Annotated in this window: 14 protein-coding genes and 2 pseudogenes; 10 read left to right on the plus strand and 6 right to left on the minus strand. The window is 74.2% G+C overall.

The genetic code is table 11. The features are described from left to right. Window positions 1-189: 189 nt before the first annotated feature. From ACFYQQ_RS37335 to mug, 4 genes are all read left to right on the plus strand, one after another. Window positions 190-972 (plus strand): SGNH/GDSL hydrolase family protein, encoded by a 783-nt coding sequence (locus ACFYQQ_RS37335; RefSeq protein ID WP_356171170.1) that lies wholly within the window; start codon window positions 190-192, stop codon window positions 970-972. 102 nt (window positions 973-1074) lie between these two features. Continuing rightward, window positions 1075-1413 (plus strand): DUF4326 domain-containing protein, encoded by a 339-nt coding sequence (locus tag ACFYQQ_RS37340; RefSeq protein WP_355787936.1) that lies wholly within the window; start codon window positions 1075-1077, stop codon window positions 1411-1413. A gap of 117 nt (window positions 1414-1530) precedes the next feature. Beyond that, on the plus strand, window positions 1531-2973 hold the full coding sequence (gene purB, locus ACFYQQ_RS37345) for an adenylosuccinate lyase (RefSeq protein WP_355787939.1): 1443 nt from the start codon (window positions 1531-1533) through the stop codon (window positions 2971-2973). A gap of 44 nt (window positions 2974-3017) precedes the next feature. Next, window positions 3018-3533, plus strand: coding sequence for a G/U mismatch-specific DNA glycosylase (gene mug, locus ACFYQQ_RS37350; RefSeq protein WP_356171179.1), 516 nt, complete (start codon window positions 3018-3020; stop codon window positions 3531-3533). A gap of 74 nt (window positions 3534-3607) precedes the next feature. On the opposite strand, the gene ACFYQQ_RS37355 is transcribed toward mug, so the two are convergent. The 3 genes and pseudogenes from ACFYQQ_RS37355 to ACFYQQ_RS37365 form a co-directional block, all read right to left on the minus strand. After that, on the minus strand, window positions 3608-4051 hold the full coding sequence (locus ACFYQQ_RS37355) for a hypothetical protein (protein ID WP_356171181.1): 444 nt from the start codon (window positions 4049-4051) through the stop codon (window positions 3608-3610). Between the two features lie 73 nt (window positions 4052-4124). Beyond that, window positions 4125-4850, minus strand: coding sequence for an ABC transporter permease (locus tag ACFYQQ_RS37360; protein WP_388906978.1), 726 nt, complete (start codon window positions 4848-4850; stop codon window positions 4125-4127). Between the two features lie 29 nt (window positions 4851-4879). Continuing rightward, window positions 4880-5788, minus strand: a pseudogene (locus ACFYQQ_RS37365) (ABC transporter ATP-binding protein); the annotation flags it as partial. Window positions 5789-5895: 107 nt separating this feature from the next. Here ACFYQQ_RS37365 and ACFYQQ_RS37370 point away from each other — a divergent pair. From ACFYQQ_RS37370 to ACFYQQ_RS37380, 3 genes are all read left to right on the plus strand, one after another. After that, window positions 5896-7047 (plus strand): histidine kinase, encoded by a 1152-nt coding sequence (locus ACFYQQ_RS37370; RefSeq protein ID WP_355791689.1) that lies wholly within the window; start codon window positions 5896-5898, stop codon window positions 7045-7047. A gap of 14 nt (window positions 7048-7061) precedes the next feature. After that, a complete protein-coding gene (locus ACFYQQ_RS37375) occupies window positions 7062-7733 on the plus strand; it encodes a response regulator transcription factor (protein WP_356171191.1) in 672 nt (223 codons plus the stop codon). Between the two features lie 99 nt (window positions 7734-7832). Next, the gene (locus ACFYQQ_RS37380) at window positions 7833-8990 is read left to right on the plus strand and encodes an ROK family transcriptional regulator (protein ID WP_356171194.1); all 1158 of its coding nucleotides are present in this window, start codon (window positions 7833-7835) and stop codon (window positions 8988-8990) included. A 101-nt stretch (window positions 8991-9091) separates the two neighbouring features. Here ACFYQQ_RS37380 and ACFYQQ_RS37385 read toward each other — a convergent pair whose 3' ends face one another. After that, window positions 9092-9853, minus strand: coding sequence for a GntR family transcriptional regulator (locus ACFYQQ_RS37385; protein WP_388906983.1), 762 nt, complete (start codon window positions 9851-9853; stop codon window positions 9092-9094). A gap of 336 nt (window positions 9854-10189) precedes the next feature. Next, entirely contained in the window at window positions 10190-11080 is an 891-nt protein-coding gene (locus tag ACFYQQ_RS37390; RefSeq protein WP_356171200.1) for an RNA polymerase sigma-70 factor, read from the minus strand. A 274-nt stretch (window positions 11081-11354) separates the two neighbouring features. Between ACFYQQ_RS37390 and ACFYQQ_RS37395 the strand changes: the two genes are divergently transcribed. Next, window positions 11355-12185: an alpha/beta fold hydrolase gene (locus ACFYQQ_RS37395; protein ID WP_355796196.1), complete on the plus strand. Its 831-nt coding sequence runs from the start codon at window positions 11355-11357 to the stop codon at window positions 12183-12185. 93 nt (window positions 12186-12278) lie between these two features. On the opposite strand, the pseudogene ACFYQQ_RS37400 reads toward ACFYQQ_RS37395, so the two are convergent. Further along, window positions 12279-13121 (minus strand): annotated as a pseudogene (locus ACFYQQ_RS37400) (EamA family transporter); the annotation flags it as partial. On the opposite strand from ACFYQQ_RS37400, the gene ACFYQQ_RS37405 reads away from it, so the two are divergent. Together ACFYQQ_RS37405 and ACFYQQ_RS37410 are read left to right on the plus strand one after the other, a co-directional pair. Then, entirely contained in the window at window positions 13112-14554 is a 1443-nt protein-coding gene (locus ACFYQQ_RS37405; RefSeq protein WP_356243720.1) for a PLP-dependent aminotransferase family protein, read from the plus strand. The pseudogene ACFYQQ_RS37400 and the gene ACFYQQ_RS37405 sit on opposite strands and share 10 nt — an antisense overlap. 152 nt (window positions 14555-14706) lie before the next feature. Continuing rightward, window positions 14707-16296, plus strand: a complete 1590-nt coding sequence (locus ACFYQQ_RS37410) for an alkaline phosphatase D family protein (RefSeq protein WP_355794303.1) — start codon at window positions 14707-14709, stop codon at window positions 16294-16296. Window positions 16297-16545 lie beyond the last annotated feature (249 nt).

The following is a 16545-nucleotide window of genomic DNA, read 5'->3' on the forward strand; positions in this document are numbered from 1 at the left end:
GCGGGCGGGTGCGGCCCGGGGGGGCGGAGCGGCGGCGGGGTGGGGGGGGCCCGGGGGGCCGCGGGGGGGGGGGGGGGGGCGGCGGGGGGGGGCGGGGGGGGGGGCCCCGCCGGGTCCGTCCGCGTAGGCGGCCGTAGGCGGAGGCCGACCGACCGGCGGGTATGGAGCCGCGTTACCATCGCTCTCGCCATGCAGACGAAACCCACCCACACCAGTCTTGTCGCGGTCGGCGACTCCTTCACCGAGGGCATGTCGGACCTGCTGCCCGACGGCTCGTACCGCGGCTGGGCCGACCTCCTCGCGGCCCGGATGGCCGCGCACACGCCCGGCTTCCGCTACGCCAACCTGGCGGTCCGCGGCAAGCTGATCGGCCAGATCGTCGAGGAGCAGGTGCCGTTGGCCGCCGCCATGGAGGCCGACGTGATCACGCTGGTCGGCGGGCTCAACGACACCCTGCGGCCCAAGTGCGACATGGGCCGGGTCCGCGGCCTGCTGGAAGAGGCCGTGGAGCGGCTCGCGCCCTCCTGCAAGCAGCTCGTGCTCATGCGCAGCCCCGGCCGCAACGGCCCGGTGCTGGAGCGCTTCCGGCCCCGCATGGAGGAACTGTTCGCCTGCATCGACGACCTCGCGGCCCGGCACGGCGCCATCGTGGTCGACCTGTACGGCGCCGCCTCGCTGTCCGATCCGCGCATGTGGGACGTGGACCGGCTCCACCTGACGTCCGACGGGCACCGCCGGGTCACCGAGGCCGTCTGGCAGGCGCTCGGCTACGACCCCGAGGACGTCGACTGGCACGCACCGATGCCGCCCAGCCTGCCGCCCGGCTGGGTCGCGCGCCGCACGGCGGACGTGCGGTTCGCCCACCGGCACCTGCTGCCGTGGATCGGACGCCGGCTGACCGGCCGCTCCTCGGGTGACGGCCTGCCGGCCAAGCGTCCCCACCTGCTGCCGTGGGAGAAGCCGGAGGCATGAGCCCCGGCGCCCGCCGACGGGCTCGCGCTGCGTCGGCGGTGGCGTGGACCGGCGCGGTGGCGCAGGATCGGTTCGGCGGGACGCGCGGCGAAGGGAGCCAGGGTGAGCACCTCCGTGATCAACCTCAAGGGGCGGATCCACGACTTCGGCCCCCGGCTGGAGGACGCCCCCGACGACCTGGTGTACATCGGGCGGCGCTGGACCTTGGGCCACTGGGACCTCCCCCAGCACCCGCTGTACAACCCGTTCGCCTACGACACCCCCAAGAAGAAGCGTGACGGCACCCGCGCCGAGGTGATGGCCAAGTACCGGGCGTACCTCCTCGAACGGCCCGAGCTGCTGGAGCAGGTCCCCGCGCTGCGGGGCAGGACGCTGGCGTGCTGGTGCGCCCCCGAGCTGTGCCACGGCGACATCCTGGCGGAGCTGGCCGACGCCTCGTGAGCGGCCGGCCGCCGCCCGCCGGCCCGGGACGCTCCCCTGCCCCGGCGCGCACTCGTAGCTTCCGACGAACAACCCCGCGGCGCTGGCCTGCACGAATCGCCAGTAGAATCCGTACACGTGACTGCCGCGCCTGCAAAGCCCCGTATCCCGAACGTACTCGCCGGACGCTACGCCTCCGCCGAGCTCGCCACGCTCTGGTCCCCCGAGCAGAAGGTCAAGCTGGAGCGTCAGCTCTGGCTCGCCGTGCTGCGGGCCCAGCGGGACCTCGGGATCGAGGTGCCGGACGCCGCCGTCGCCGACTACGAGCGGGTGCTCGACCAGGTCGACCTGGCCTCGATCGCGGAGCGCGAGAAGGTCACGCGGCACGACGTGAAGGCGCGGATCGAGGAGTTCAACGACCTCGCCGGGCACGAGCACGTGCACAAGGGCATGACGTCCCGTGACCTCACGGAGAACGTCGAGCAGCTCCAGATCCGCCTCTCGCTGGAGCTGGTGCGCGACCGTACGGTCGCCGTCCTGGCGCGTCTGGGCAAGCTGGCCGGCGAGTACGGCGAGTTGGTCATGGCCGGCCGCTCGCACAACGTGGCCGCGCAGGCCACCACCCTCGGCAAGCGGTTCGCGACCGCGGCCGACGAGCTGCTCGTCGCCCACGCGCGGGTCGAGGAACTGCTCGGCCGCTACCCGCTGCGCGGCATCAAGGGCCCGGTCGGCACCGCGCAGGACATGCTCGACCTGCTCGGCGGCGACGCCTCGAAGCTCGCCGACCTGGAGCAGCGCATCGCCGGGCACCTCGGCTTCTCGCAGGCGTTCACCTCGGTCGGCCAGGTCTACCCCCGCTCGCTCGACTACGAGGTCGTGACCGCGCTGGTGCAGCTGGCGGCGGCTCCGTCCTCGCTGGCCAAGACGATCCGGCTGATGGCCGGCCACGAGCTGGTCACCGAGGGCTTCAAGCCGGGCCAGGTCGGCTCCTCGGCGATGCCCCACAAGATGAACACCCGCTCCTGCGAGCGCGTCAACGGCCTGATGGTGATCCTGCGGGGCTACGCCTCCATGACGGGTGAGCTGGCGGGCGACCAGTGGAACGAGGGCGACGTGTCGTGCTCGGTGGTGCGCCGGGTCGCGCTGCCGGACGCGTTCTTCGCCCTGGACGGCCTCCTGGAGACCTTCCTGACCGTCCTCGACGAGTTCGGCGCCTTCCCCGCCGTCGTCGCCCGTGAGCTGGACCGCTACCTGCCCTTCCTGGCGACCACGAAGGTCCTCATGGGCGCGGTGCGGGCCGGTGTCGGCCGCGAGGTCGCGCACGAGGCCATCAAGGAGAACGCGGTCGCCTCCGCCCTCGCCATGCGCGAGCAGGGTGCCGAGCGCAACGGGCTGCTCGACAAGCTCGCCGCGGACGAGCGCATCCCGCTGGACCGCGCCCAGCTCGACGCCCTGATGGCCGACAAGCTGTCCTTCACGGGTGCCGCCGCCGGTCAGGTCGCCGTCGTCGTCGGCCGCATCGAGGAGATCGTCAAGCAGTACCCGCAGGCCGCGGGCTACACCCCGGGGGCGATCCTCTGACGCGGCCCACTCCCGCGGACCTGGAGGCCGCCCGCGACCGGCTGGTGCCGGATGTCGTCGCGGACGGCCTCCGCGTCCTGTTCTGCGGCATCAACCCGGGTCTGATGACCGCCGCCACCGGCCACCACTTCGCCCGGCCCGGCAACCGCTTCTGGCCCGTGCTGCACCTGTCGGGTTTCACCCCGCGGCTGCTGAAGCCGTCCGAACAGGGCGAGCTGCCGTCGTACGGGCTCGGGATCACGAACGTGGTGGCGCGCGCGTCGGCGCGGGCCGACGAACTGACCGCCGAGGAGTACCGCGAGGGCGGACGGCTGCTCGCCGCCAAGGTGGAGCGGCTGCGTCCGAGGTGGCTGGCCGTGGTGGGTGTCACGGCGTACCGCGCCGCGTTCGACGACCGCAAGGCCAAGGTGGGGCCGCAGGAGCGGACGATCGGGAGCAGCCGGGTGTGGGTGCTGCCCAACCCGAGCGGTCTGAACGCCCATTGGACGGCGGCGTCGATGGCGGAGGAGTTCGCCCGTCTGCGGGAGGCCGCGGAGGCGGACGGCGGGGGTCCCTCGTAGGGACCGGTCCGCGGAGCGCGTGCCTGGCGTCCTCCGGACCCTGCTCCGAGGCGGTGCGGGCGGGCGCCGTCAGGTCAGGGCGGGTCCATGACCGTGACCACGGCGAGGAGTTGCAAGGGCAGCTCCTTGTCCCACTGCGAGACGCCGAGGGCTATCCAGCGGCCGTGCGCCTCCGCCCGCCAGAGGTGCAGGTCGGGCACGTGGGCGCTCAGCGAGCCCCACGGCTCCGGTATCTCCTCGCCCGCCTCGGCCCGTTCGAGGACGCTCATCAGGGAGAACCTCCGCGGCGGGCCCCAGCGGTCCGCCAGCCGCTCCGCGAGGCCGTCCCGGTCGGCCTCGTACTGCTCCTCCGCCTCCAGGCGGCGGGTGCCGTCGTCCTCCCAGAAGTCCTCGCTCGTGGCCAGTTCCGCCAGGTGGTAGCCCGGTCCCCCGGTGCCGACGTCCGATCGGCCGGGCTCCGGGGGGAACGCCTCGGAGCACAGCCGGTCGATCGTGGCGAGTTGCCGCGCGATGGTCATGCCGTCCAGTAAACCGACCCCCACTGACAATTGGCGGTCCGTCAGCGCCCCACCCCCGTGGGCCCGGTGACCGTCAGGGGTCGCGCCGCCGGACGCTCCACGCTCCCGCGCACAGGGCCGCCACCGCCCAGGCGGCGGTCACGGCCAGTCCGGTCCAGGGGCCGAGGGCGCCGTCCCAGCTGTCGCGCAGCGCCACTTGGCCCGCCCGGTCGGGGAGGTAGTCGGCCGCGCCGCCGGAGACCCCGCCGACCACGAAGGAGACGATGAGCAGGAACGGGATCAGGATGCCCAGTGTCGCGACCCCGCTGCGCAGCAGGGCGGTCAGTCCGGCCGCCAGAAGGGCCATGAGGGCGAGGTAGAGGCCGCAGCCGACGACGCCGCGCAGCGCCTCGGCCCCGGTGACACCGCTCCAGCGGGAGCCGAGAACCGCCTTCCCGACGGCGAGCGTCACGACTCCGGTGACCAGGCCCACGGCCAGTGCCGGTACGCCGACGGCCACCGCCTTGGCCGCGAACCAGCGCCATCGGTCCGGCATCGCGGTCAGCGAGACCCGCAGGGCCCCCTCCCGGAACTCGGCGGCGACGGCCTGCGCGCCGAAGGTGACCGCCGCGATCTGCCCGAAGCTGACGCCGAAGAACGCCGAGTACAGGGCGTCGAATCCGGTGCCGTCGGACTCGTCGGCCCCGGCGAGCGCGGAGAAGGAGGCGGTGAGCAACGGGACCGCGAGCAGCGCTCCGAGGAGTGGGCGCAGCGTACGGACCTTGATCCACTCCGCGTGGAGTGCGGGGACGAACGGCACGGTGAGGCCTCCTGAGACGGTACGGGGGACGGTGTGGCGGTGAACTCGGCCTCCGGTGAGGTCAGTTCGAGGTAGGCCTGTTCCAGGGTGGCTTCCTCCGCCGCGAGTTCGAGGATCGGGAGCCCGGCGCCGGAGACGAGGTGCCCGATGTCCTCCACGCGCGCGTGCGGCACGGTCCAGCGTCCGTCCTCGCCCTCGACGGCCTCGTGGCCGTGCCGTGCCAGCAGGCGGCTCAGCTCCTTGCCGTCCGTGGTCCGCACCCGGACGCGGGGCCGCACGCGCGCGTGGATGAACTCCCGCACGGGCGTGTCGGCGAGCAGGCGTCCCCGGCCGAGGACGATCAGGTGGTCGGCGAAGGACGCCGTCTCGGTCATCAGATGGCTGGAGACCAGGACGGTGCGGCCCTCCCGGGCGAGCCGGCGGAGCAACTCCCGTATCCAGACGATGCCTTCGGGGTCGAGTCCGTTGGACGGCTCGTCCAGCAGCAGCACCGGGGGGTCGCCGAGAAGCGCAGCCGCGATGCCGAGCCGCTGCCGCATGCCCAGCGAGTACGTTCGCACCCGGTGCCGTGCGACCGGGGCGAGTCCCGTCTCCTCCAGGACCTCGTCCACCCGGCGTCCCGGGACGCGGTTGCTCGCCGCCAGTGCGCGCAGGTGGTCGCGCGCGGTGCGGGAGCCGTGCGGGGCGCCCGCGTCGAGCAGCGCGCCCACCTGACGCAGCGGCTCGCGCAGCGAGGCGTAGGGCCGTCCCCCGATCGTGGCGGTGCCGGACGTGGGCCGGTCCAGCCCCAGCACGAGCCGCATGGTGGTGGACTTCCCGGCGCCGTTGGGCCCGAGGAACCCGGTGACCCGGCCGGGCCGCACGCTGAACGTCAGCCCGTCCACGGCGCGTCCGGTCCCGTACTCCTTGGTGAGGTCCTGTACGTCGATGCTGGTCATGGCACCAGCGTGGCCGTGTCCGGGCCGCCGTCCCTCCCCCGCGCGGGGAAAGCGTCTCCCCCGCTCGGGGGAGCCCCGCTGTCGGTGCCGCCTGGCACGATGACGCAATGGACCGGTTCCTGCGCCCGCTGACGAGCGCGACGACGTACACGCGTCTGCTGCACCTGTGGGTGCCGATGCTCTTCGTCAGCGTGTGGCTGTTCATCGACATGTCCCGGCCGTGGGTGCCGGCCCTGCTGCTGATCCCGCTGGGACTGGTTCCGGCCGTGCGGGCGGGCGAGGGTGTGCAGGCGCGCCTGATGCTGATGCCGGACGGGGGGACGGCCGTCTCGGTCACCAGGTCGGCCGCGTGGCGGGACCGGCTGCGGACGGTGCTGTGGCTGGAGGCGCGGATGGCGCTGGGGGCGGTCACGACGGCGGTGTGCGTGTGGCTGCCGGTGCTCGTCGTCGATCTGTTCCGGGCCGCCTTCGGCGACGCGCCGGTCCACGACCCGCTCCTGACGGTGGACCACCCGCACTGGGGCTACGTCCTGCTCGTCCCGCTGCCCGTGCTCGCCCTGTACGCCGCGGTCCTCGGTCTGGGCGGCCTGGTCACGGCGCTCGCGCGCCGCCTGCTCGGCCCCTCCCCCGGTGAGCGGCTGGCGGCCCTGGAGGAGCGGACCGAGCAGCTGCTGGAGCGCAACCGCATCGCCAGGGAACTGCACGACTCCATAGGGCACGCGCTGACGGTGGCCGTGGTGCAGGCTGGAGCGGCGCGCACGGCCCGGGACCCGGCGTTCACGGACCGGGCCCTGGCGGCGATCGAGGACACCGGCCGGGCCGCTCTGGAGGACCTGGAGCGGGTCCTGGGTGTGCTGCGCGAGGCGGAGCGCCCGGCGAGCAGCCGTCCCGCGCTGACCGAGGCGGACCGCCTCCTGGAGTCCGCGCGTGCCTCCGGCGCCGAGGTCGACGCCGAGGTGACGGGCCCCCTGGAGAGCGTTCCGGGCCCGGTCTCCCGGGAGGGCTACCGCATCCTCCAGGAGTCCCTCACGAACGCGCTGCGGCACGCGGGCGGAGTGCCGGTCCGGGTCCGGGTCGCGGTCGCGGACGGCACCCTCGGCCTGGAGGTGCGCAACCCGCTGACGGCGACCGTCCCCGGTCCCGGCCGGGGCAGCGGACTGCGGGGCATACGGGAGCGCGCGGCGCTGCTCGGGGGCCGCGCGCGGACGGGCCCCGACGAGGGCGAGTGGCGGGTGCGCGTGGAGCTGCCGCTGGGCTGATCTACGCTGGCCGGATGCCGGTCACCCCCGTCACCGTTCTGCTCGTCGACGACGAACCCCTCGTACGCGCGGGTCTGCGTGCCGTCCTCGAAGCGCAGCCGGACATCGAGGTGTGCGGTGAGGCGGCCGACGGCGCGGCGGTGATCCCGCTGGTGCGGCGGCTGCGCCCCGACGTGGTCGCCATGGACGTGCGGATGCCGCTGCTGGACGGGATCGAGGCCACCCGGGCGGTGCTGCGGACCGTCGCCGACCCGCCGAAGATCCTCGTGATCACGACGTTCGAGAACGACGAGTACGTCTACGAGGCGCTGCGCGCCGGCGCCGACGGGTTCCTGCTGAAGCGGGCCCGGCCCGCCGAGATCGTGCACGCCGTACGGCTGGTCGCCGAGGGCGAGTCCCTGCTGCTCCCCGCGTCCGTGCGGCAGTTGGCCGCCGAGTACGGCGACGGCGGCGGGAATCCGGCGGCCCGGGCGCTGCTGGAGCGGGCCACGCTGACCGGGCGGGAGGCGGAGGTGCTGCGCCTGATGGCCCGGGGTCTGTCCAACGCGGAGATCGCCGCCCGGCTGATCGTCGGGACCGAGACGGTCAAGTCCCACGTCAGCGCCGTACTGGCCAAACTGGGCGCCCGCGACCGCACTCAGGCGGTCATCACGGCGTACGAGTCGGGGTTCGTGTCACCGGGCTGAGACGGACCCGTCGGTAACCTGGGGGTGCCCGGCACTCGCCGGAGGCCGCCACGCCGAGTACGATCCGGCCAACACGCGCGCGAGCTGGGAGGAAAGACGTTGGGGCGGTTGACCGGCGGGGACCCCTCTCTGCTGCGAAGGATCAATTCCGCGGTGGTGCTGCACGCCCTGCGTGCCACGGACTGCGCGACCCTCACCGAGATCACCCGGGTGACCGGGCTGTCCCGGCCCACGGTCGAGGGCGTCGTCGAGGGTCTGATCGAGGCGGGGCTGGTCGTCGAGAAGGCCGCCGACGACAGTGCCGCGAGGCGCCAGGGACGGCCCGCCAGGCGCTTCAGGTTCCGGGCGGAGGCGGGGCACCTGCTGGGCCTGGAGATCGGCCCGCACCGGGTCGCCGCGCTCCTCGCCGACCTGGACGGCCGGGTGCTGGGCGCCATCTCCAAGGAGGTCGAGGAGACCGCTCCGGCGGACGAGCGGCTCGAACGGCTGCGGGGCGCGGTCGCCGAGCTGCTGCGCCGGGCGGGCGTCGCGCGCAGCTCCCTGCGGGCGGTGGGGGTGGGCAGCCCCGGCATCGTCGAGGCGGACGGCACCGTCCGACTCGGTACGGCCCTGCCGGAGTGGACGGGCCTGCCCCTCGGCGAACGGCTCAGCCGCTCCTTCAAGTGCCCGGTGCTGGTCGAGAACGACGCCAACGCGGCGGCGGTCGCGGAGCACTGGAAGGGCTCGGCGACGGAGTCCGACGACCTGGTGTTCGTCCTGGCTGGGCTGAGCCCGGGCGCCGGATCGCTGATCGGCGGCCGGCTGCACCGGGGCTACGGCGGCGCCGCCGGGGAGATCGGGGCGCTGCACCTGCTGGGCCGCGGGGCGACCCCGGAGACGCTGCTGTCGACGACGGACGAGCCCCTGCACCCCCTCGACGAGCAGGCCGTCGCCGACGTCTTCGCGCTCGCCCGCGAGGGCGACCAGCGGGCCCGGGCCGCCGTCGACCGGTTCATCCAGCGGCTGGTCCACGACGTGGCGGCGCTGGTGCTCGCGCTCGACCCGGAGCTGGTCGTCATCGGCGGCTGGGCGGCCGGTCTCGACGGTGTACTGGAGCCGTTGCGGCGGGAGTTGGCGCGCTACTGCCTGCGGCCCCCGAAGGTGGCGCTGTCCCTGCTGGGCGAGGCGGCGGTCGCCACGGGCGCGCTGCGGCTGGCCCTGGACCACGTGGAGGAGCAGCTGTTCGCCGTGGAGGGCACGGTCACCGCACGTCGCTGACACGTCCTCAAACGCGGCGAGAGACGTCGACGCCCCGGCCGGTGGCCGGGGCGTCGACGTGTCCCGCGTGAACTCGGGTGCGGGCGCTGTCGCCCGCCGGGTCAGGAGGCGCGGCGCTCCTGGTCGTGGTGGATCTCGACGCCGCCGGAGTCCCCGAAGGTCAGCCGGCAGGTATCGGCCCGGTACGTGGCCAGCGAGACGGCCACCGTGCGCCCTTCGGCGAAGAAGCGGGTCGTGACGACGAGGACGGGGGCCCCGGGGAGGCGGTCGAGTTCCTTGGCGTCGTCCGCGCGCGCGGAGCCGAGTTCCACCGCACGGTCCTGGCCCTCCAGGCCCAGGCGCTGGAGCTCGCGCAGCACGGCACGCGCGCGGGCCGGACCGGAGGGTGCGTCGATGGAGCTGAGGTCCGGCACCGAGGCGGCCGGGACGTAGAGCAGTTCGGCGGCGACCGGCTGCCCGTGCGTCACCCGGGAGCGGCGCACGACGTGCACCGCCTCGCCGCGGTCCGTCTCCAGCATGTCGGCGACCGCGCCGGGCGGCACGGCCAGTGTGCAGTCCGCGGGCTGCCAGGCGTCACCGGCCGCGCCCGGCCAGGTGTGCTGCTCGGACCCGACGGCGACGCCCACGCGCGGCGGGGCGACCGTGGTGCCCACTCCGCGGCGGCGCTGCAGGCGGCCTTCCAGTTCCAGCTGTTCGAGGGCCTGCCGGAGCGTGGCGCGGGCGACTCCGAACCGGGCCGCGAGGTCCCGCTCGTTGGGCAGGATCTCACCCACCGAGAACTCGGAGTCGAGTGCCTCACTGAGCACGGTCTTGAGATGCCAGTACTTCGGCTCCGGCACCGTTTCCAGCTGCGTGGTCCCCACCCTGTCCTCCGCAATCGCCGTGGCCCGGCGGCGTTTTAGCGCCCTTGTTTATTAAAGGTTCCTGCACTATCCCTGCGACCATAGGACGGGCCCCACCCTTGGTCAAGACCAATCCTCGATCCCTTGCGGATTGCTCGGGCGCCTTGCCGCGCAGCGTTCATACGGCGTTCGCGCCGGGTCACGTGCGCGACACGAGCGCGCGGCACGGGGCGCACGGCCGCCCGGGGACCCGGCCGCGCGTGAACCGGCGCACGGCAGGAAGCCCCCGCCGGGACGACGGGGGCTTCGGGGACTTCCGGGGCCGGTGGGGCCGGTGGGGCAGGTGGGGCCGGCGAGTCAGTGGGGTGACAGGGAGAGCAGCTTCTCCGGGTTGCGTATGACGTAGACGCACTGGATCCGGCCGTCCGTGACGTCCAACTGGAAGACGCTGTCGACCTTGTCGCCGGACAGCACCAGGAAGGCGGCGCCGCCGTTCAGCTCCACCATGCGGAACGAGACGTCCGGCACGCCCTTGCCCGAGACCGCGTGCAGGAAGCGGCCCACCTTGTCCGCGGAGTGCAGGACCCGAAGCGGCGCCTTGGACAGCCCGCCGCTGTCCCCGACCAGCTGGACCTCGGGGGCCAGCAGGGACATGAGGCCCGCCAGGTCGCCGTCCACCGCGGCGGCGAGGAACCGCTCGGTCAGCGCGCGGCGTTCGGCCGGATCGACCTCGTAGCGGGGCCGTCGTTCCTCGACGTGCCGGCGCGCCCGGCCCGCAAGCTGGCGTACCGCCGCCTCGCTGCGGTCCAGGGTGGTGGCGATCTCCGCGTACGGGAATCCGAACGCCTCCCGCAGCACGAACACCGCGCGTTCGAGGGGCGACAGGGACTCCAGGACCACGAGCACGGCGAGGGAGACGGAGTCGGCGAGCACGGCCCGTTCGGCGGTGTCCGGCGCGGTGTCCCCGAACTCGGTGACGTACGGCTCGGGCAGCCAGGGGCCCACGTAGGCCTCGTTGCGCGACTGCACCTGGCGCAGCCGGTCGATGGCGAGCCGGGTGGTGACGCGCACCAGGTAGGCGCGCGGTGTGCGCACGTCCGAGCGGTCGGAGTCCGACCAGCGGAGCCACGCCTCCTGCACCACGTCCTCGGCGTCGGCGACCCTGCCGAGCATGCGGTAGGCGACGCCCATCAGGACGGGGCGGTGCTCTTCGAAGACGTCGGTGGCGGTGCCGGTGTCCGTGGTCACCCGTCCATCCCATACGACCTCCGGCCTCGTGTCCAGGCGATATCCCACCCACGGCGCGGCGCCGGGCACTCGGCGCGCCCGCGCCGGCCGGGCGGGGCGTCGAGCCCGCGCCGTCGGGCGTTCGGTGCCGGTCGGGCACGATGTCCGGCGGGCCTTCCAAGTCGGGCCGGTACGGGGGCTACCCGCCGGTAGCCATTGCTGACAAGCTGTCTACGAACGTGTCCGTCACCCGTGCCCGTCGCCCGTCAGCGCGTCCCATGTGAGGAGCAGCACCATGTCCGCCACGGTCTCCTTCACCGTCCCCTCTCCGCACGGCCCCGAGCCGGTGACCCTGTCCTACACGCGTGTGGGCACCGGCGAACCGCTGCTCCTGCTGCACGGCATAGGCCACCACCGGCAGGCCTGGGACCCCGTCCTGCACATCCTGGCGGCCGAGCGGGACGTGATCGCGGTGGATCTCCCCGGGTTCGGCGAGTCCCCCGCCCTGCCCGTCGGGCTGACGCACGACCTCGCCACCATGAACGCCGCGCTGAGCGCGTTCTGCGACGCCCTGGACCTGGACCGACCGCACGTCGCGGGCAACTCCCTCGGCGGCCTGCTGGCCCTCGGACTCGGCCGCGACAAGCTCGTACGCTCCGTCACGGCACTGTCGCCCGCGGGCTTCTGGACGCAGGCCGAACGTCGGTACGCCTTCGGGGTCCTGACCGCGATGCGGCACGCCGCGCGCCGCCTGCCGCTGCCCCTCGTGGAGCGCCTCTCCCGGACGGCCGCCGGGCGCACGGTGCTGACGAGCAGCATCTACGCGCGGCCTCACCGCCGTTCACCCGAGGCAGTCGTCGCCGAGACGCTCGCGCTCGCCCACGCGGAGGGCTTCTCCGAGACCCTGCGGGCCGGCATCACCGTCCGGTTCACCGACGACGTCCCGGGAGTGCCGGTCACCGTCGCGTGGGGCACCCGGGACCGGCTGCTGGTCCGCCGTCAGGGCGTCCGCGCCAAGCGGATCATCCCCCGCGCCCGCCTCGTCCGGCTGCCCGGCTGCGGCCACGTCCCGATGAACGACGATCCGGCCCTGGTGGCGCGGGTCGTCCTGGACGGCAGCCGCTGACCGGCGCGCCCGCACCCTGAGCGCCCCCGAGCCCAGGGCGACACCGGCCCCCACGAGGGCACTGCCGACGGCCTGCGCGGCGCCGTACGCCCCCGTGCCGACGAGGGGCGCTGTGCAGGCGGCGGCGACGGGGATGAGCCCGGAGAAGAGCGTGGCGCGTTCCGCGCCGATGCGCTGCATGCCCATGTACCAGCAGACGAAGCCGACGACCGTGACGACCACCGCCTGCCACAGCAGGGCCGCCGCCTCGGTGGCGTCCGGTACGCGCAGCCACCCGCCGCCGTCCGCGAGCAGCCCCGCCGCGGCCGACTCGGCCGCGGCGACCGCGCAGACGGTGGCGGACAGCAGCCGGGGCCCCAGCGGGCGCAGCACGGGCACGGCGAGGACCGCGAAGCCGACCTCCCCGCCGAGCGCGCACGCGGACCAGGCGATCCCCGCGCCGTCCGTACGCCCCCATCCCTGCACGGTGAAGGCGCCGACCGCGACCAGCAACGCCCCGTACAGGACGAGGCGTTGGGGCCGGCGCCCGTCCAGGAGGGGGACGAGGACGGCGACCGCCACCGGGGCGCAGCCGACGAACACCCCTGGAACCGCCGGTTCCGCGGTGCGTTCGGCCGCGATGACGGCGAGGTTGAAGCCGACCATGCCCACCGCCGCGAGGAGAGCGAGGCGCGTCCACTGGCGCGGGGCGAGGCGGCGCAGCGGTGCCGTGCCGCCCCGGCCGAGGAGGGGCAGGAGCAGCAGGCAGGCCAGGCCGTAGCGCAGGAACTGGCCACCCGCGTACGGGTAGTGGCCCAGCACGCTGTTGGCGGTGAAGGAGCCTCCGACGAGGACGCAGGCGAAGGCGGCGAGCAGGGCTCCGCGGGTGGTGGCGTTCATGGCGGTGACGCTACGAAGCGTCCCGGTCCGGTTTAAGGTCCACTTCCATGACGCCATCGGGGACCAATCGGGACGAGGGGGCCGTGGCGCGGTCGCCGTGGGCCGCCGCCTGGGAGCTGCTGCTGCCGGCCGCGTCGGCGCCCGCACGCGCGCGTGGCCGCACCCTCCAGGCGGCGCTGCGGGAGGCGGTGCGCTCGGGACGGCTCGCGCCGGACACCCGGCTGCCGCCGAGCCGGGAACTCGCGGCCGATCTCGGGGTGTCACGAGGGCTCGTCACGGAGGCGTACGAGCAGCTGACGGCGGAGGGATACCTGCGCAGCGGCCGGGGCGCCGGGACCTGGGTGGGCGGCGCGGCCCGGGCGGCCCGACCGCCCGCGCGCGATCTCGCGCCGCGCTCCCCGGGCGCCCGCGCCGACTTCCTGCCCGGCACACCGGACCTGTCTCTGTTCCCGCGCGCCGCCTGGGCCGCCGCGCAGCGCGGGGTGCTCGCCGAACTGCCCCACCACGCACTCGGTTACCCCGATCCGCGGGGGCTGCCCCGGCTGCGGACCGCCCTGGCCGAACTGCTCTCCCGGCGCCGGGGCGTGGTCGCGGACCCGGAGCGGGTGGTGGTCGTCTCCGGGGTGGCGCAGGCGACGACGCTCCTCGGATTCGTGCTCCACGCGCGCGGGGTGCGCACCGTCGGTGTGGAGGACCCCGGCAGCCCCGAGCACGGCGCCCTCTACACCTCGGCCGGCCTCACCGCCGTCCGCCTGCCGCTCGACCGCGAGGGCCTGTCGACCGGCCCCCTGTACGACTCCGGAGTGCGGGCGGTCGTCACCACCCCCGCCCACCAGTTCCCCTCGGGGATCGCGTACTCGGCGCGGCGCCGTGCCGAACTGCTCGACTGGGCCCGCTCGGTGGACGGTCTCGTGGTCGAGGACGACTACGACGGGGACTTCCGCTACGACCGTGCCCCGGTGGGCGCGCTCCAGGGCCTGGACCCGGAGCGCGTCGCGTACACCGGGTCGGTCAGCAAGTCGCTCGCGCCCGGGCTCCGGCTGGGCTGGCTCCTCGTGCCCGGGTCGCTCGCCGAAGAGGTCGTCGAACGCAAGCGGACCATGGATCTCGGCCATCCCGCCATCGACCAGGCCCTCATGGCGCGGTTCCTGGAGCGCGGTGACTACGACCGGCAGCTGCGGCGCTGCCAGCGCGCCTACCGGGAGCGGCGCGACACGCTCGTGGCCGCCCTCGACGAGCACTTCCCCGGCACGAAGGTGTCGGGGATCGCCGCCGGACTGCACGCCATCGCCGAACTGCCCGACCGGTACGGGCCCCCGGACCGCTTCCTGCGGCTCGCGGCCGCCGAGGGCATCGCGGTGCGGCCGCTGTCGGACTACGGCACGGCGGTCGACGAGGGCGTGCGGCTGGTGCTGGGGTACGCGCACCTGTCCCCGGCCCGCATCCGGGAGGGGGTGCAGTTGATGGCGGCGGCGGTACGCCACGGGTGACGGGGATTCGCCGGTGTGTCGCCGGCCGGTGGCGCACGCCGGTTCCCCTGCCGGTGCGGTCAGTTGTTCACTTGGGGTTTCCGTGTGCGCTGCGGCGCACCAGTAGTTGTGGCACTGCACACTGGCCGGAACCCGTCCCTGGAGGCGCATCCATGTCACACCGTCCGCCGTTTCCCGGCCGCCGCAGCGTGCTGCGCGGCTCTCTCGCCGCGTCGGCGGCCCTGGCCGTGCCGGCTGCGGCCGGCGCCGCTCCGGCGTTCGCCCTGTCGGGACGGCCGGAGGCGGGCTGGGGCGTCCAGGCCGGCGACGTCACGACCGACTCCGGTCTGGTGTGGGTGCGTTCCGACCGGCCGGCCCGGATGATCGTCGAGACGTCGGCCACCGAGTCCTTCCGCAACGCCAGGAGATGGCACGGTCCGCTGCTCGGCCCCGGCACCGACTTCACCGGCACGACCAGGCTGCGCGGGCTGCCGCCGGGCGAGCAGATCCACTACCGCGTGCTGCTCGCCGACCCCGACGACCCGCGGCGCACCGGCGAGCCCGTCCCCGGCACCTTCCGCACGGCACCGGTCCGGCGGCGCGACGGCGTACGCTTCCTGTGGTCGGGCGACCTGGCCGGGCAGGGCTGGGGCATCAACCCCGACCGCGGGGGCTACCGCATCTACGACGCCATGGCGGCGCTGGACCCGGACTTCTTCCTGTGCAGCGGCGACAACATCTACGCCGACGGGCCGATCTCCGCGACCGCCGCCCTGCCCGACGGCAGCACCTGGCGGAACGTCACCACCGAGGAGAAGTCCAAGGTCGCCGAGACCCTGGCGGAGTTCCGCGGCAACTTCCGCTACAACCTGCTGGACGACAACCTCCGCCGCTTCAACGCCCAGGTGCCGTCCATCGTGCAGTGGGACGACCACGAGGTGCGCAACAACTGGTACCCGGGCGAGGTGATCGCGGCGACGGACACGCGGTACACCGAGAAGAGCGTCGACGTGCTGGCCGCGCGCGCCAACCGCGCGTTCGGCGAGTACTTCCCGGTCTCCACGCTGCGTCCGGGCGCCCGGGAGGGACGGGTGCACCGCGTCGTGCGCCACGGCCCCCTGCTCGACGTCTTCGTGCTGGACATGCGCACCTACCGCAACGCCAACACCCCCGGCACCCAGACCACCGACCCCCAGGGCATCCTCGGCGAGGAGCAACTGCGGTGGCTCAAGCGGGAACTGTCCCGCTCGCGCGCCGTGTGGAAGGTGATCGCCGCCGACATGCCCCTCGGGCTGGTCGTGCCGGACACCACCGAGGGGCAGAAGAACATCGAGGCGGTGGCCCAGGGCGATCCGGGGGCACCGCTCGGGCGCGAACTGCAGATCGCCGAGCTGCTGCGGTACATCAAGCACCGGCGGATCACGGGCACCGTGTGGCTGACGGCCGACGTCCACCACACCTCGGCCCAGCACTACCTGCCGGAGCGCGCCGCGTTCACCGACTTCGAGCCGTTCTGGGAGTTCGTCTCCGGCCCCCTGAACGCCGGCGCGTTCCCGGCCAGCGCCCTCGACGGCACGTTCGGCCCCGAGCGGGTGTTCGTGAAGGCGCCCACCGCGTCCAACGTCTCGCCCGCCGGGGGCTACCAGTTCTTCGGCGAGGTGGACATCGACGGCGGCAGCGGCGACCTGACGGTCCGGCTGCGCGAGCAGGACGGCACCGTGCTGTTCACGAAGGTGCTGCGACCGGGCCGGGTCGGGCAGTGACCCGTCGCTGAGCCGGACGGTCCCGTACCCTCGAACCGATGGGCAGCGCACCGGAGTCATCCCCCGGTGCGCCGCTCCGTTCGCCGTGCGCCACCACGGTCTGCCGGGCACAACCACCGGCGGCACAGGGGCCATTGTCAGTGGTGGCCTCTACGGTTCTCCCATGACGCGATCTCCGCACGCCGGGGTCGGCGCCCGGCCGCACCAAGCCGCGAGGGCGCGTTCCACGGCGTCCTCCACCCTCGCGCG

Source organism: Streptomyces sp. NPDC005496, from assembly GCF_042872045.1.
Lineage (GTDB): Bacteria > Actinomycetota > Actinomycetes > Streptomycetales > Streptomycetaceae > Streptomyces.

Coding starts and splice junctions, on each gene's coding strand:
- ACFYQQ_RS37395 (WP_355796196.1), top strand. CDS start 11,355: ATGTCCGCCACGGTCTCCTTCACCGTCCCCTCTCCGCACGGCCCCGAG.
- ACFYQQ_RS37375 (WP_356171191.1), top strand. CDS start 7,062: ATGCCGGTCACCCCCGTCACCGTTCTGCTCGTCGACGACGAACCCCTC.
- ACFYQQ_RS37370 (WP_355791689.1), top strand. CDS start 5,896: ATGGACCGGTTCCTGCGCCCGCTGACGAGCGCGACGACGTACACGCGT.
- ACFYQQ_RS37405 (WP_356243720.1), top strand. CDS start 13,112: ATGACGCCATCGGGGACCAATCGGGACGAGGGGGCCGTGGCGCGGTCG.
- ACFYQQ_RS37335 (WP_356171170.1), top strand. CDS start 190: ATGCAGACGAAACCCACCCACACCAGTCTTGTCGCGGTCGGCGACTCC.
- ACFYQQ_RS37410 (WP_355794303.1), top strand. CDS start 14,707: ATGTCACACCGTCCGCCGTTTCCCGGCCGCCGCAGCGTGCTGCGCGGC.
- ACFYQQ_RS37355 (WP_356171181.1), bottom strand. CDS start 4,051: ATGACCATCGCGCGGCAACTCGCCACGATCGACCGGCTGTGCTCCGAG.